General features: G+C 71.7%; 12 protein-coding genes. 7 read left to right on the top strand and 5 right to left on the bottom strand.

Annotation, left to right across the window (positions count from 1 at the left end):
- Nucleotides 1-35 precede the first annotated feature (35 nt).
- Nucleotides 36-734 (top strand): hypothetical protein, encoded by a 699-nt coding sequence (locus QU603_RS12930; RefSeq protein ID WP_308491787.1) that lies wholly within the window; start codon nt 36-38, stop codon nt 732-734.
- 30 nt (nt 735-764) lie between these two features.
- On the opposite strand, the gene QU603_RS12935 is transcribed toward QU603_RS12930, so the two are convergent.
- The 3 genes from QU603_RS12935 to QU603_RS12945 all read right to left on the bottom strand — a co-directional run bounded on the left by QU603_RS12935 (nt 765) and on the right by QU603_RS12945 (nt 5,366).
- The gene (locus QU603_RS12935; RefSeq protein ID WP_308491788.1) at nt 765-3,812 is read right to left on the bottom strand and encodes an AAA family ATPase; all 3,048 of its coding nucleotides are present in this window, start codon (nt 3,810-3,812) and stop codon (nt 765-767) included.
- A complete protein-coding gene (locus tag QU603_RS12940) occupies nt 3,809-4,957 on the bottom strand; it encodes an exonuclease SbcCD subunit D (protein ID WP_308491789.1) in 1,149 nt (382 codons plus the stop codon). The genes QU603_RS12935 and QU603_RS12940 overlap by 4 nt, the downstream gene beginning before the upstream one ends.
- Nucleotides 4,958-5,069: 112 nt before the next feature.
- Nucleotides 5,070-5,366: a GNAT family N-acetyltransferase gene (locus tag QU603_RS12945; RefSeq protein WP_308494021.1), complete on the bottom strand. Its 297-nt coding sequence runs from the start codon at nt 5,364-5,366 to the stop codon at nt 5,070-5,072.
- 556 nt (nt 5,367-5,922) lie between these two features.
- Between QU603_RS12945 and QU603_RS12950 the strand changes: the two genes are divergently transcribed.
- From QU603_RS12950 to QU603_RS12970, 5 genes are all read left to right on the top strand, one after another.
- Complete coding sequence (locus QU603_RS12950) at nt 5,923-6,672, top strand: winged helix-turn-helix domain-containing protein (protein ID WP_308491790.1); 750 nt, start codon at nt 5,923-5,925, stop codon at nt 6,670-6,672.
- Between the two features lie 64 nt (nt 6,673-6,736).
- Nucleotides 6,737-7,978 (top strand): FGGY family carbohydrate kinase, encoded by a 1,242-nt coding sequence (locus tag QU603_RS12955; RefSeq protein ID WP_308491791.1) that lies wholly within the window; start codon nt 6,737-6,739, stop codon nt 7,976-7,978.
- 93 nt (nt 7,979-8,071) lie between these two features.
- Complete coding sequence (locus QU603_RS12960) at nt 8,072-9,073, top strand: DNA-3-methyladenine glycosylase family protein (protein WP_370655359.1); 1,002 nt, start codon at nt 8,072-8,074, stop codon at nt 9,071-9,073.
- 58 nt (nt 9,074-9,131) lie between these two features.
- Nucleotides 9,132-9,548: a VOC family protein gene (locus QU603_RS12965; RefSeq protein WP_308491793.1), complete on the top strand. Its 417-nt coding sequence runs from the start codon at nt 9,132-9,134 to the stop codon at nt 9,546-9,548.
- A complete protein-coding gene (locus QU603_RS12970) occupies nt 9,515-10,123 on the top strand; it encodes a YdeI/OmpD-associated family protein (protein WP_308491794.1) in 609 nt (202 codons plus the stop codon). Before QU603_RS12965 ends, QU603_RS12970 begins: the two co-directional genes overlap by 34 nt.
- 31 nt (nt 10,124-10,154) lie before the next feature.
- On the opposite strand, the gene QU603_RS12975 is transcribed toward QU603_RS12970, so the two are convergent.
- On the bottom strand, nt 10,155-12,260 hold the full coding sequence (locus tag QU603_RS12975; RefSeq protein WP_308491795.1) for a S9 family peptidase: 2,106 nt from the start codon (nt 12,258-12,260) through the stop codon (nt 10,155-10,157).
- Between the two features lie 51 nt (nt 12,261-12,311).
- Nucleotides 12,312-13,148: an aldo/keto reductase gene (locus tag QU603_RS12980; RefSeq protein ID WP_308491796.1), complete on the bottom strand. Its 837-nt coding sequence runs from the start codon at nt 13,146-13,148 to the stop codon at nt 12,312-12,314.
- A gap of 60 nt (nt 13,149-13,208) precedes the next feature.
- Between QU603_RS12980 and QU603_RS12985 the strand changes: the two genes are divergently transcribed.
- The gene (locus QU603_RS12985) at nt 13,209-14,903 is read left to right on the top strand and encodes a class I adenylate-forming enzyme family protein (RefSeq protein WP_308491797.1); all 1,695 of its coding nucleotides are present in this window, start codon (nt 13,209-13,211) and stop codon (nt 14,901-14,903) included.
- Nucleotides 14,904-14,917: the final 14 nt, after the last annotated feature.

The following is a 14,917-nucleotide window of genomic DNA, read 5'->3' on the forward strand; positions in this document are numbered from 1 at the left end:
GCAGGTGCGCAGGTGACGGCCAGTAGTATCGCGGGGTGATCTCACCCCACCCCGATCTCGAGCCGCTCGTGCCACCGGTTCCGCCCGCGCGGCCGCGCGCGCTGGCCGTGCTCGGGCTGGTGGCCGCGGTGCTGGGCCTGGTCGCGGCGTTCGGCGGGTTCGTGCCCGGACTGGGATTGCCGGCGGTGATCGTGGCCGGCGTGCTGCTGCTGGTCGGGCTCGTGCTCTGCCTCATCGCGCTGATCAGTCGCCGCCAGGGCGGCACGGGGCTGAGCGTGACCGGGGTCATCGTCGCGGTGCTGGGCGGGATCGTGTTCGTCGTGGCCCTCGTGGTGGCAACGTGGACCGGACTGAGCGCACAGTCGGCTGCGGTGGCGCCCGCCCCTGATGCGCAGGTGAGCGACACCTCCGAGCAGCAGGCGGCTGCCGAAGCCGCCGCCCAGGCCGCCGGCGAGAAGGCCTTCCTGGCCGATGCCCGCCCGCAGATCCGCGACATCGTCAAGCAGATCCGTCTGGATGCCACTGACGCCCAGATCGACGGCGCCTACAGCGACGACATCCTGAAACTGATCGGCTACAGCGTGCTGGAGGCGTATCGCTCGGGCGGCGACGCCGCCGTCGCCGACCAGGTCGACCAGCTGAGGGCGCTGAAGCCCGGGGCGTTCACGAAGCCACAGGCCACGCGCCTGGTCGATGTCGTGCTGAAGGCCGCGGAAGACCACCTCAGGCCCTGACGGAGTGCAGATCGCGCAGATCGCCGGGTGCTACGCCGGGTCGAGGGCCCCTTGACGGATCGTGCTGGGCCCATGCGCTCCGGCTTCGACGATCAATTGGGCGGGCAGCTGCTCCTTCATCGCCTCGACGTGGCTGATCACGCCGACCGTGCGCCCGCCCTGACGCAGTTCGTCCAGGGTGCGCATCGCCAGGTCGAGAGTCTCGGGGTCCAACGATCCGAAGCCTTCATCGATGAATAGCGTGTCGAGCCGGATGCCGCCCGCCCGATCGGTCACCACCTGGGCCAGTCCGAGCGCGAGGGCGAGTGAGGCCAGGAACGTCTCGCCGCCGGAGAGCGACTGCGCGGGGCGCGCCTGGCCGGTGAAGGCGTCGACCACCTCGAGTCCGAGCCCGCTGGCGGCGTTGCGCGCAGCCAGCGCATCGGTGTGACGCAGCCGATAGCGGCCCGATGACATGTCTTCCAGCCGCAGGTTCGCCGCCGCGACGATCTGCTCGAGTTCGGCGGCCAGCACGAACGTCTCGAGGTCCATCTTGCGATCGTTGCGTCCTGCCACCGCGTTGGCGACACCGGCGATGAGGCGGCGACGCTGCTCCAGCTCGGCGATGGCGTCGTGCGCCCGACCTGCGCGGCCGGCGGCTTCGTCCAGCGACGTCACGGCGAGGGCGGCACCGGCGGCGGCGGCGGTCGCCGCGTCGGCGGCCGCGCGCGCCGCGGCCACGCCGGCCTCGCTTTCGGCCAGGCCGGGCAGTGGCTCAGGTGCGCCGGCCAGTTCGATCTCGAGCTGCATCAGCCGTGCGCGCTGCACTTCGACGGCGTTGCCGTGCTCGGTGATCGTCTTCTCCAGCTCGTCGCGCACGGCCTCGTCACGCAGCGCCGAGCGCGCCGCGGCTGCGTCAGCGAAAGCGGATGCCGCAACGCGTGCGTCGAGGTCTTCACGCGAGGCGCGCGCGGCGGCGCGGGCCGTGGCGGCCGCATCGATGGCCGCGCGCAGGTCGATGGCGGACTGCCGCCGCCGCTCGCCATCCGCGATGCGGTCGGCGACGCTGTCGAAATCGCCGCGGGCCGCATCGATCGCCGCCTCGGAGGTGCGGACCCGCTCGGCGAGCGTCGTCACCTGCGCGCTCAACTCACTCCGGCGCGCCCGCAGGTCGGCCACTTCTCGTTCGGCCAGGTCTGCCTCGTCGTCCAGTGCGGCACGCGCTGTTCGCGCAGTGTCGCGCAACCGCACGGCACGCTCGGCCGCCTCGAACCGCGCCGTCGCGACGTCGGCAGCCGCGCGCGCCGACGCCACGTCGAGACCGGCGGCGCGTCCTGCGGCGGCGGCCAGGGCTGCCCGCGCCGCCGAGGCCGCCTCGGCCGCCGCGCGGGCCCGGTCCTGCGCCGCTGACTTCTCCGATTCGGCGCGCTCGAGCTCGTCGTCGGTGACCGGCTGCGGTGCGCGCTCGGCCGGGTGCGGGTGCGCGAGTGACCCGCAGACCGGACACGGCTCGTCGTCGACGAGCCCGGCCGCCAGCTCTCCGGCGCGCTCGGCCACGCGGCGCCGCAACAGCTCACGGGCCGCCGCATCCGCCTCTGCCGCCGCATCGTCAGCGGCCAGCTGCGTCTTCTCGGCGTCGTGCATCGCAGCCTGGCACGCCTGGGCGTCTTGGGCAGCCGCCAGGCGTCCGGCGGCATCGTCGACGGCGGCTCGGGCGTCTTCGAGCGTGGCGGCGAGATCGCCGTGCGTGCGTACCGCGGCGTCAAGCTCCGCACGCCGCCCGGGCAGGGCGGCACGCTGCTCGTCCAGCGCCCCGATCCGCGCCGCGGCGGCCGCGGCATCCTTCTCAGCGGCCTCGAGCTGTGCGCGATGCGCCGCGAGCGTCTGCTCGTGGGCCAGCGCCGCCTGCCACACCGCGATCGATCCGGTGAGCTCGTCGACGAGGGTCTCCAGCGCGGCGGAGTCGGCGACGGCTGCACCGCCGTGGGCCGCCCACAACGTGCGCGCGTCGTCTTCGGCGAGGCTTCGGCGAGCGGCGGACTGCTCATCGCGCGCGGCGGCTTCGATCACGGACCGCAGCGCATCGGCCCGACGCGCGTCGTCGAGCGTGCGCCGGGCCTGGGCGATCTCGTCGGCGCGCGCCTCGAGCGCGGCCAGTGCGTCACGCGCCCCGAGCCGGGCGGCGACCCGCTCATGTGTGCGACGCAGCTCTTCGTGTGCGGTGACCGCGCTGTCGCGCGTGTGCAGGGCCTCGGTGCGTGCAGACTGCAACGCCTCGACCTGGTAGCGCCCGCGGTCGCGGGCACGGTCCAGCTGCGCGATGCGATCGGCGACGGACGGCATCGCCGCCTCGGCCGCAGACGCACCCGCCGCGCTGCCGTCGACCGAGGTCGATGCATCGCTTCGGGCCTCGGACCCGCCGAAGCCGTAGGCGGCGACGGTGGCCTCGGCCGCATCGAGGATCGCCTCGACGTCACGCCGACGGCCTGACACGGCGTCTTCGGCGTCTTTGCGGCGCTGCTCGAGCGCCCGCTCGTAGTCCTGATAGCGGCGCGAGCCGAACAGCGTGCGCAGTAGCGCCTGACGATCGTCGTTGCGGGCGAGAAGGAACCGGGCGAACCTGTTCTGCGCGAGCAGGATCACCTGCTGGAACTGCTCGCGATTCAGCCCCAGGATCTCATCGAGAAGTTCGGCCGCTTCGCGGGGCTTGGCCGCGCGCGCAACCCAGTCGCCGTCGACGAGCTCTTCGACCAGAGCCCGGTGGTCTTCGATGGTCGTGCCCTTGCCGTTCTTCTTCGGACGCTCGTACTCGGGGGCGCGGGTCACGCGCCAGCGCCGATCGCCCACCGTGAACTCCAGCACGACCTCGGTGCGGTCCTCGGGCCCGCAGTGGTCGCTGCGCAGACGCTTGGCACCACCGTCGTAACGGGGGACGCCGCCGTACAGCGCGAAGCCGACGCCATCGAGAATGCTGGACTTGCCGGCACCCGTGCGACCGGCGATGAGGAAGATGCCGTCGTCGTCGAAGGCGTCGAAATCGACCGTCTGGCGCTGCAGGAACGGCCCGAACCCTTCGATCTGAAGGCGATGCAGCTTCATGCGGTCACCTCGGCGACCGTGTGCTCGTCGAGCACGTCGCGCACGAGCTCGATCTCATCGTCGGCGAGGCCGTCGCCGTTGCGCACGTGGGCCAGGAACGCGTCGACCAGCTCGGCATCGGACCGGGTCGCTGCCACCCGCGCGCTGAACGACCTGGTGTCGGCAGCCGCGACCTGTGCCGGACCATGCCGCACCTCGGCGCAGTGCGCGAAGCGCTGCTGCAGCCGGCGCATCGGATCGACCTGCGCCGCCGAGTCCGTGTAGCGAGCGCTGACCCACGCGTCCTCGGCGTGCGCGAAGCGTGCATCGGTGAGCAGGTCTTCCAGCGGCCCTTCGATCACCGCCAGCGCGCGGGGGACGGGAAGCGCCACCCATTCGACGCCGGCCAAGCCCGCGGCATCCATCTCCACGAGCCAGGCCCCGCGGGGCTTGTCGCGCTCACCGAAGCTGTAGTGCAGCGGCGCCCCGGCGTAGCGGACCCGCTCGCTGAGTGTGCTGCGCCCGTGGATGTGCCCCAGCGCCACGTAGTCGGGCCCGTCGAACACCGAGAGGGGCACGACGTCGAGCCCGCCCTGCTGGATGTCGCGCTCGAGGTGGGGCGTGGCCTCCACGCCCGCGGCGAAGCAGTGCGCGGCCACGACCGAACGCCCGCCGCGCACCGCGGCATCCAGCTGCACGAGCTCCATCGCACGGGCAAGCGCCTGGGCCTGGGAGCGCACGCCCGGCCACTGCCGGCGCACCAGCGCGGGTTCGAGATAGGGGATGCCGTAGAAGTGGACCGGCCCGTACGCGTCGTCGATGGTGACCGGGGTCTGAAGCTCGGCGGGATCGGTCAGCACGTGGATGCCGTCGCGCAGCAGCCGAGCCTGGAATCCGAGCCGCGCCGCCGAGTCGTGGTTGCCGCTCGTGACGATCACGTGCGCACCGGTCTCGCGCAGGGCGACGAGCATGTCGGTGAGCAGCGTGTAGCAGTCCCCGGCGGGGGCTGCGGAGTCGAACACATCGCCGGCGACGACGACGACGTCGACGTCGCGATCGCGCACCTCGGCCACCAGCGCATCGAGCACTACACGCAGCGCGACGAGGGTCGCGTTGCCGTGGAACGTCCGCCCGATGTGCCAGTCAGAGGTGTGCAGGATGCGCATGCCTCCACGGTACGAGCAGCCCGCGACATCGCCGGGCAGCCAGGCCGCGACGCACCGGATGCGGCCCAGCCGACGCGTCGGGCGGATCGGGCGGATCGGGCGGGTCGGTCCGTCAGACCGCGGTACGCGGGCGAGAGGCCAGGATGCCGGCACGCTCGGGGTGCGCGGCGAACCAATCGGCGACGTACCAGCACACCGGCTGCACCGTGCGATCACCGCTGTGCTCGAGCTCGGCCACGGCGCGGTCGACGACCACGGCCGCGTATCCGTTGCCGCGGAACGGCGGCACGGTGTACGCACGCGTCAAGGCGACCGTGCGTCCGTCGTCGCGATAGGTCAGCGCGCTGACCAGGTCGTCGCCCCGATACAGCGCGTAGCGCGAAGCGTCAGGTTCGTTCGCGAAGCGCATCTCACTCACGCGCCAAGGCTAACCCAGCTGCGGACCGGCGGGGTCGCAATTGCGCCGGGCAGCGGCATCCCGGAGGCCGCCGCCTTCCGGCACGCGCGTGCGCCGGCGAGCAGAACGGCGACCGAGACCCCGTCTCACCCGATCAGGAACTGCGTTGCACGACGCAGGATTGAGCAATCTGTCATATTCCGTCACGCGAACAGCGCGGCGTCCGTGCGATTTGACTCATTGGGACGCATTCGGCAATAATCAGCCTCATGACTCACGACACGCATTCTCTGTCCGCCTGGGAGGCGAACGGGATTTCCGGCACCATGATGCCGGCGTGTGTCGTCATGTGTTGTCGAATGTGCCGCTGAATCGGTAACCCCCGCCGGGCTCGCACACGTCGCTTCGCCACCTCGAAGCCGATACTGCTGGAAGCCCCCGAGCACCTCGTCGCACCCTGCGCAATGATGCCTCGCCACAGCGGCCTGTTCTGGCCGCGTTCAGAGCACACTCGTACCCGCCACCGGCAGACCCCGGTCCCGGGTCCTTCCGTCAAGGACTACACATCATGTCGAACACCGCCCTCCTCGAGCGACCCACCACGACCAGTACCACCTCGACCACGACGCGCCCCACGCTGCGCCTGGTCACCGATCGCCCCGCGCCGGCGTCGCACCCGACCACGCCGCAGCACCAGCGCAACCTGCCCCCGGGGACCACTCCCCGCGGCTTCGCCCTGTATGTCGGATTCGACGAGATCAAGGCCGCGGCATCCGGCATCTCGCTCGGCACCATCGTCGACGCGCTGCGGCGCACACTGGCAGAGGTCGCACCCGAGGCCGAGACCTATGCGACCGTCGCCCTGGCACCGCAGGGTGCCGGCGGGCGCGACGTCGACGTGGTGCGCCTCGCGCTGCACGAGCCGAGCGCCGTGGCACGCACCAAGCCCGAGCCCGAAGAAGAGGAAGAGACCGCACCCGGTGGCGTGGTGGTCGACATCTCACGCAAGCGCGTCGTCATCGACGGCGAGTCAGCCGCCCTCACGTTCAAGGAGTTCGAGCTGCTGCAGTACCTCGTGCTGCGCGAAGGCCGCACCATCGAGCGCGGCGAGCTGGTCTCGTCGCTGTGGCAGCCGGGTGCCGACAAGGACGCGCCGGGCGAGCGCACGATCGACGTGCACGTGCGGCGTCTGCGGGCCAAGCTCGGTCGCTACGAAGACGTCGTGCGCACGGTGCGCGGGGTCGGCTACCGGTTCGACCGGCACGCCGACGTCGTGATCCGCTACGGCCACGGCACTCCCTCACCCGACCGCTTCTGAGCGCCGTCGCCTTCACCGCGCTCGCCGCGCCGGACCGGCTCTGGCGCAGGCATAGCCTGGAGGAATGCAGCAGCCGGCACCCGCGCGTCCGCCACACACGGTGAAGGCGACACTGGTCGCCGGGCTGGATGTCACGCGAGACGCTTGCCTCGCCGTGATCTGCGATGCCGCCTCGGGCGCCCGGGTGCGCAGCGGACGCGCGCGCATGGTGACACCGGACGACCCGGCCGGGTGGTGGCAGGCGCTGCATGACGCGATCATCGACGTCGGCGGGTTCGGCGACGTCTCGGCGTTCGCGCTGGCCGCGCACACGGGGCTGGTCGCACTCGACTCCGCCGGCGAGATCGTGCACGCCGACAGCCTGATCCGAGGCGCCTCCGAATCGGACGGCTCGGCGTCCGGCGCATCCGCCCGCGCGGCCCAGGCGCTGATCGATGAGATCGGCGCGGACGCACTGATCGATCGAACCGGCGCGCTGCCGGATGCCGCCACGCCGATCGCCGCCGTGCGCGCGCTGCGCGAACAGGCTCCGGATGTCGCGGCTCGGGTCGATGCCGTGCTGACGCCGCACGACTGGCTCACCTGGCTGCTGCGCGGATTCGGACCGCAGGGGCCGAACGGCCCGCGTCTGGAAGAGCTGGCCACCGACCGATCCGAAGCCAGCGCGACCGGGTGGTGGAACCCGACCACCGGCAAATACGAGCACACGCTGGTGGCCGCAGCGCTCGGCCATGCGGCGATCAAGCCGCGCGTGATGCGTCCCGACGGCTGGGGCGGTGAAGCGGCGAAATGGCCGGAGCTGCAGATCCGCACGGCCCGGGTGATCGGAGTGGGTGCCACGCGCCGCGCGGCGGCCGTGCTCGGTGCCGGTGTGCGCGGTGCGGGCGTGCTCGGTGCGGGCGTGCTCGGTGCCGGTGTGCGCAGCGCGGCACCCGACGACGCGATCGTGCTGCTGGGTGACCGGCCCGTGATGTGCGCAGTCGCAGACGAGCCGGTCCGCGCCCCGCGGGTCGGCTGCCGAGCCGATGCAACCGGGCGGTACCTGCTCGAGGCACCGCTGCCGCAGGCGCCGACGGCAGCGGATGCCGTCGCGGCAGTACAGCTGCTGCGCGATGCCGGTGCGCTGGTACAACGGCTGCAGGTCGTCGACGGCGGCGCAGACGCGGCGGCGTCGCTCGGCCGCGCGTTGCCCACGACAACGGTCGCCGAACCGCAGTTCCTGGTCGCCGACGGCATGGCCGCGCAGGCCGCGTGGGCGCTCACCCGCCACTTGCCCGAATGGGCGCCCACCACCGCATCTGCCTGAGCGGGATCACGGCGCACACGGCCGCAGTCGTCGCGGGCCGAGCGCGCCCCGGCCAGGGTTGTCAGGGACCGCACCTATCGTGGAGTCATGCAGATGCCGGTGGCCGACGAGCGCGCACCGCGCACCGCGCGCCCGTCGGCATCGGCAACCACCGCGCATGACCTGCAAACGGGTCCGGTGCGACCGCGTGAGACGGAGTACCGGCCCGCGCACCCGCTCGACCTGCACGCCACCGTCGCGATCCACCGGCGCGGCGGGGGCGACCCGACGATGACGATCGACGGAGCCGTCATCTGGCACGCGGCGCGCACTCCCGACGGCATCGCCACGACGGCGCTGCGCGAGGTCGCGCCGGGCGTCATCCGCGCGGCTGCCTGGGGCCCCGGTGCCGAATGGGCGCTCGCGCAGGTGCCCGCCCTGTGTGGCGCTCGCGACGACGCGACCGGATTCGACGCGACGAGGCATCCCATCGTCGCCGGTGCCCACCATCGGCACCCGGGCCTGCGGCTGGGGCGCACCGACCTCGTCTTCGACGCGCTGGCGGGGGCGATCCTCGAGCAGAAGGTCACCGGCATCCAGGCCTTCGGCGCCTGGCGGCGCCTGGTCACCCGGTTCGGCCAGCGCGCGCCCGGGCCGACGCCGCGGCCGCTGTTCGCCCCGCCGGCGATCGACGACTGGCGCCGCATCCCGTCGTGGGCGTGGCATCGTGCCGGCGTCGAGCCCGCGCAGTCGCGCGCCGTCGTCGAGGCCGCTCGGCGGGGGCGTTCGCTCGTGCGCGCACTGACCGACGCAGTCGACGGGCCGGCGCGTGATGCCGTGCTGACCAGCGTGCCCGGTGTGGGACGGTGGACCGCCGCCGAGACCCGTGCCCGAGCCCTCGGCGACCCCGATGCGGTCAGCGTCGGCGACTACCATCTCGCCCACGAGATCGGCTTCGCGCTGGCCGGAACCAGAACCGATGACGACGGGATGCTGCGGCTTCTGGCCGCGTGGCCCGGCCAGCGGCAGCGGGTCATCCGGCTCGTGCGCATGAGCGGGCCGCGCGAGCCGCGCCGCGGGCCGCGGCTGCACCCCGAAGATCACCGGGACCGCTGACCGACCGCCCGCAGGCGATGCCGTAGACAATGTCGGAGGGACGCTCCATACTCGCGGGATGAGAACACTCAACGCATATCTCTCGTTCAAAGACAGCGCACGCGAGGCGATGAACCTCTACCAGTCGGTCCTGGGCGGTTCGCTCCAGATCACGACGTTCGCCGACTTCCCGCAGATGCCGCACGACGAGGCCGAGGCCGATCACGTCATGCACGCGGAACTGCGCACCGACGACGGCTTGGTGCTGATGGGGTCCGACACCCCCGACAGTGTGCCGTTCGCACCCCAGTCCGGTGTATCCGTCTCGCTCGGCGGCGACGACGAGGCGGCGATGCGCGCCGCGTGGGATGCCCTCGCCGAGGGCGGCACGGTCACGATGCCGCTCGAACCGCCGGCGTGGGGCGGCCTGTTCGGCATGCTCGTCGACCGATTCGGCACCGCGTGGATGATCACCGTCGACGCGCCGACATCGTGACGGCACCACCGCCCGACGCACTCACTGCCCGCGACGCCGCCGCCTGGCGGCGATGGCTCGATGAGCACGAGTCCGCCTCGGACGGGGTGTGGCTCGTGCTCGCGAAGAAGGGCACGACCGAACCCACGTCGCTGACCTACGCCGAAGCGCTCGAAGAGGCGCTGTGCAGCGGATGGATCGACGGGCCCATCCGCGGGCGCGACGAGCGGACGTTCCTGCAGCGGTTCACCCCGCGCCGGAACGGATCCATCTGGTCGCAGCGCAACGTGACCCGCATCGCGCAGCTGACAGCCGAGGGCCGCCTGCGCGAACGCGGGCGGCTCGAAGTCGAGCGTGCGCAGGCCGACGGGCGCTGGGACCGTGCCTATGCGGGATCGGCGACCGCCGAGCCGCCCGAGGCGCTGGTCGCCGCGCTGGCGGCGGCCCCCGACCTGCAGGCGGCGTTCGACGCACTCAGCCGCAGCGATCGGTATTCGATCCTGCACCCGCTGCTCACGGCCGCGTCACCGCAGACGTTCGAGTCACGTCTGCAGCGCGCGCTCGCCCGTCTGGCGGACCACGCTGAGCGGTCGTGAGCCGGCTCGACCCGAGCGACGCTGAACCGGCTCAGCCGATCCGGTCGGGGCGCACCCACTCGTGGTCGAGCACGTGCTGGTCGAGGAACGCGAACACCGTCTGATACCAGACGACCGCGTGCTGGGGCTTGAGGACCCAATGGTTCTCGTCGGGGAAGTACAAGAACTTGTGCGGCAGCGTGCCGTCCTGGGCGGCGAAGTGCTCGTTGAGCTCGGACCATAGGCGCAGGCCCTCCCCGATCGGCACACGGTAGTCACGGTCGCCGTGCACGACGAGCAACGGGGTGCGGATGTCGCCGACGAACCGATGCGGCGAGTTCTCGATCATCGCCTCGGGCGTGAAGATCGACTGCCAGTAGCCGGAGTGGTCGGTGGTGCCGGCGAACTGGTCGAGCGCCCACAGGCTCGCGTGCGTGACGATCGCGCGGAACCGGTCGGTGTGCCCGGCGACCCAGTTGGCCATGTAGCCGCCGAACGAACCGCCCATGGCCGCCGTGCGGGTCTGGTCGATGTCATCGCGGGCGACGACCGCGTCGGTGACTGCCATCAGGTCGGTGTAGGGGGCCGCGCCCCAGCTGTTCCACCCGCGGGCGATGAACTCCAGGCCGTAGCCCGTGGACAGCGCCGGGTCCGGCAGCAGCACGGCATACCCGCGGGCGACCAGCAGCTGCGGGTTCCACCGCCAGCTCCAGCCGTTCCAGCTGTTCAGCGGACCGCCGTGAATCCACAGCAGCAGTGGGGCCGGGGCATCCTTCGAGGCTCCCTCGGGAAGCAGCAGCCACCCGCGCACTCGCGCGCCGTCAGCGACAGTGGTCTCCACCTCGACCATCGTGGCGGGCACCTCGGGCAGCGGCGCTGGCAGGGGCAGCGCCCAGGCGGTGCCGGAGCCGGCACGTGTCCCGGCACCGCTCAGGCGCACGGGGTGCAATGGGGCCATCCAGTTCGTGCGCAGCGCGACCACGTCGCCGGTCGCACGGTCGACGATCGCGTGCGTGTACGTGAAGTCGTCGTCCACCAGCTGCTCGGGCGCCGAGCCGTCCAGCGGAACCCGGAACACGGGACCGCGCCCGTTCTGATCGGCGGTGACCACGAGCGCCGTGCCGTCCGCGGCGAAGTCGATGCCGGTCGGCCAGCGGTCCCAGGTCTCGGCCAGGCGGCGAGCGCCGGTCCCGTCGATCGAGGCCGCCCACAGCTCCTGATCGGTGGGACCTGCCGGCGTGGCCTTGGCCGCGCGTACCCAGGCGAGCGTCGTGCCGTCGCGGCTGATCGCGGGCGCCTCCTGGTCGACCCGGGGCTCATCGCGCAGCACCGTGTGCGCGCCGGTCGCCACGTCGATGGCGACCAGGCGGGCGCGCTGATCGCGGCCCTCCGGATGCGGCACAGCGGCGACCACGGTCGCCCCGTCGGGGGTGATCGCGACACCCGAGGCGTCGGCGGTGCGACCCGGGTGCGGAGTCAGGTCATGCGGACGGGGCAGGAACTCCGGATACGGGGTGGCCGCGCCATCCTTCTCGTCATCACCGTCGGTCTCGGTGCGCGCGATGCCCACCTGCTCGGTCAGCTCGCTCACGTGCAGGGCGAACAGGTGCGGCTCGTCGGGGCCGAGGTCGTGGTCCCAGAACCGCACCGGGTAGCCCTCGTGCAGGATCGCCGACACCTTGTGCTTCTTGCGGTCGGCCCGCAGGCGCGCGTCGTCTTCGACGGTGTCGGCGGCCGGCAGCAGCGGGGCCGAGATGACGACGACGTCGGATGCTGCAGCCACCGCCTCGATGGACGTGACGCCGCCGGCGAGCCGGGTGATCGGGCGTGCCTCTCCCCCACCCGCGGGCAGGAGCCACAGCTGGCCCGGCTCGTCGTCGGCGTCCGAGCCGTCGGGTCGCGCCGAGATGAACAGCACGTCACCGTCCGCCGTGTACGCGGGGGCGGATTCACCCTTGGCCGACCGGGTGAGCCGGCGCGCGGGGCCGTCGGCACCGTCGGCGGGCACCTCCCACAGCGCACGGTCGAAGCCGGTGCCCTCTTCGTTCAGCGTCGCGACCGCGAGGACGGCGCGGCGTCCGTCGGGCGAAAGCGCCAGGTCTTCGACGCGGGGGATGGCGAGGTAGTGATCGAGGGAGTCGAACGGCGTTGTGCGCATCGCCCCACGCTATCGCCGCCGCCTTTCCGGTGCACGTCCGACCCGGCGGCGCTACATCTCCTCGTGGGTGTTCGGATCCATGTCGGGGCGCACGCGGCCGCGCTCCAGCCCTGACAGGGCCGCCACCTCGGCATCGGTGAGGGCGAAGTCGAACACGTCCGCATTCTCACGCTGACGGCCGGCATGCGCGGACTTCGGAATCGGCGTCGACCTCAGCTGGATGTGCCAGCGCAGCACCACCTGCGTCGGCGTCACGTCGTGGGCGGCTGCGACATCCTGCACCGCCTGCTCGGTCAACAGCTCGCTGCGCCGCGCGAGCGGGCTCCAACTCTCGGTGCGGATGCCGTGCGCGATGTGGAAGTCGCGCAGGGATGCCTGCGGGTAATACGGGTGCAACTCGACCTGATTGACCGCCGGAGTGACCCCGGTCTCATCGATCAGCCGGGTCAGCATCGGCTCGGTGAAGTTCGAGACGCCGATCGAGCGGACCAGGCCCTCCTCGCGCAGCCGGATCATCGCCCGCCACGTCTCGAGGTACTTGTCGAGGCTCGGGTTGGGCCAGTGGATGAGGTACAGATCGATGCGATCCAGTCCCAGCCGCCCGATCGATGCGCGGGCGCTGGCCAGCGTCTGTTCGTATCCGTGGTCCCGGCCGGGCACCTTGGTCGTGACGATGAGGTCGTCGCGGTCCAGCTCGCTGCGACGCACGGCCTCGCCGACCTCGGACTCGTTCTCGTAGTTGACCGCGGAGTCCAGCAGCCGGTAGCCGACGCTGATCGCCGAAGCGACGGCATCCACCCCCTCATCTCCGTTGAGCAGGTAGGTGCCGAAGCCCAGTTCGGGCAGCGAGGTGCCGTCGTTGAGGGGCACTGTGGGAATCGTGGTCATGGCTCCATCCTGCCGCCGCTCGCTCTGGCCACGCGACGCGCCGGACGGTAGCGTCTGGGCATGAGCACGATTTCACCCGAAGAGGTCGCGCGCCGCCGCGACGCGCTCGAGCAGTCGCTCGGCTCCTGGACGCCACGTACCCTGTCTGCGGCCTTCGACGACGCTGCCGCGCGATTCGGCGACCGACCGTTTGCGATCACGGACGCCGAGACCCTGACGTATTCCCAGGTCGCAGACCGATCACGGCGCCTGGCCGCCGGACTCATCGACCTCGGCGTGCGCCCGGGCGACCGGGTCGCGATGCTCGTCGACAACCGCATCGACTATCCGGTGCTGAAGTTCGCGATCGCGCGGACCGGAGCGATCGCGGTCGCGCTGAACTACTCCTATCGCGGCGATGAGATCGTGCAGCGGCTCGCACAGGCCGAAGCGTCGGTGCTGATCAGCATCGACCGGTCGGTGGCCACGGACTTCCTCGCCGTGTTCGATGAGCGGTTCGGCGGCTGGGAGCGCGAGGTGCACAGCACCGAGGTGCCCTCGCTGCGTCGCATCGTGCTGGTCGAGGATGGATGGCGCAGCGGCGCTGTGACCGCTCCCGCGCTGAGTGGACGAGGCGGCCTCGCCGCCGTGGATGAGGCATCCGCCCGCATCGCGGCCGACGACGTGGCCGACATCGTATTCACGTCGGGCACGACCGGCCATGCGCTGGGCGCCGAACTGACGCACGACATGCTGCTGCGCAGCGCGTACGGCTCGGCCTATCACCGGGCCTTCGACGACGGATGGCGCATCGGATTCGCGCTGCCGCTGTATCACGTCTTCGGGTACATCGAGGGGATGCTCGCGGTGATCTTCGCCGGAGGTGCGATCGTGCCGCAGAAGGTGTTCAACCCCCGCGCCACCCTCGAGCAGATCGAGCGCCACCGCATCAACGAGGTGCTGTTCGTGCCGACCATGACCGTGGCCGTGGTCGACCAGGCGGCCAAGACGCACGTCGATCTGTCGAGCCTGCAGTCCGTCTTCTCGGCCGCCGCGCCTGCTCCGGTGTGGCTGTGGGAGCGGGTGATGACCGACCTGAACCCGCAGATGATCTTCACGGGGTACGGGCAGACCGAGGTGTCGGCCGCCACTGCGCTCACGCATCCCGGAGATGCCATCGAGACCGTCTCGGCGGTCGTGGGCGCATTCAAGAAGGGGGGCCGCGCGGCGGTGGACGCGTCGGGTCTGCTCGCCGAGTACCGCACGGTCGACCCGTTCGACGGGCACGCGCTGCCCGACGGCGCCGAGGGTGAGCTCGTGGTGCGGGGTCCGCAGGTGACCCGCGGCTATGTCGGATCAGGCGCGCCGCAGGCGGTGGACGCCGACGGCTGGCTGCGCACCGGCGATCTCGGGTTCGTCGACGCCGACGGCTACATCCACCTGCGCGGTCGCAGCAAGGAGCTGTTCAAGGTCGGTGGAGAACTGGTGTCGCCGTCCGAGGTCGAACAGGTGCTCAGCGCGGCGGACGGCGTGAGCCAGGCGTATGTCGCCGGAGTCCCCGACGAGCGCTACGGCGAGGTCGGCTGGGCGTGGGTGGTGCCGGTCGAGGGCATCGAGCTCGACGAGCGGGTGCTGCTGACCCACACCCGCAAACATCTGGCGCCGTTCAAGGTTCCCCGCGGAATCACGATCGTCACCGTCGAGGACCTGCCGATGACGACCACGGGCAAGATCCAGAAGTACCTGCTGGTCGCCTCACACGCCGACAGGGAATGAGTCGCGGCACCTCA

The sequence above is a fragment of the Microbacterium terrisoli genome (genome assembly GCF_030866805.1).
Taxonomy (GTDB): Bacteria; Actinomycetota; Actinomycetes; order Actinomycetales; family Microbacteriaceae; genus Microbacterium; species Microbacterium terrisoli.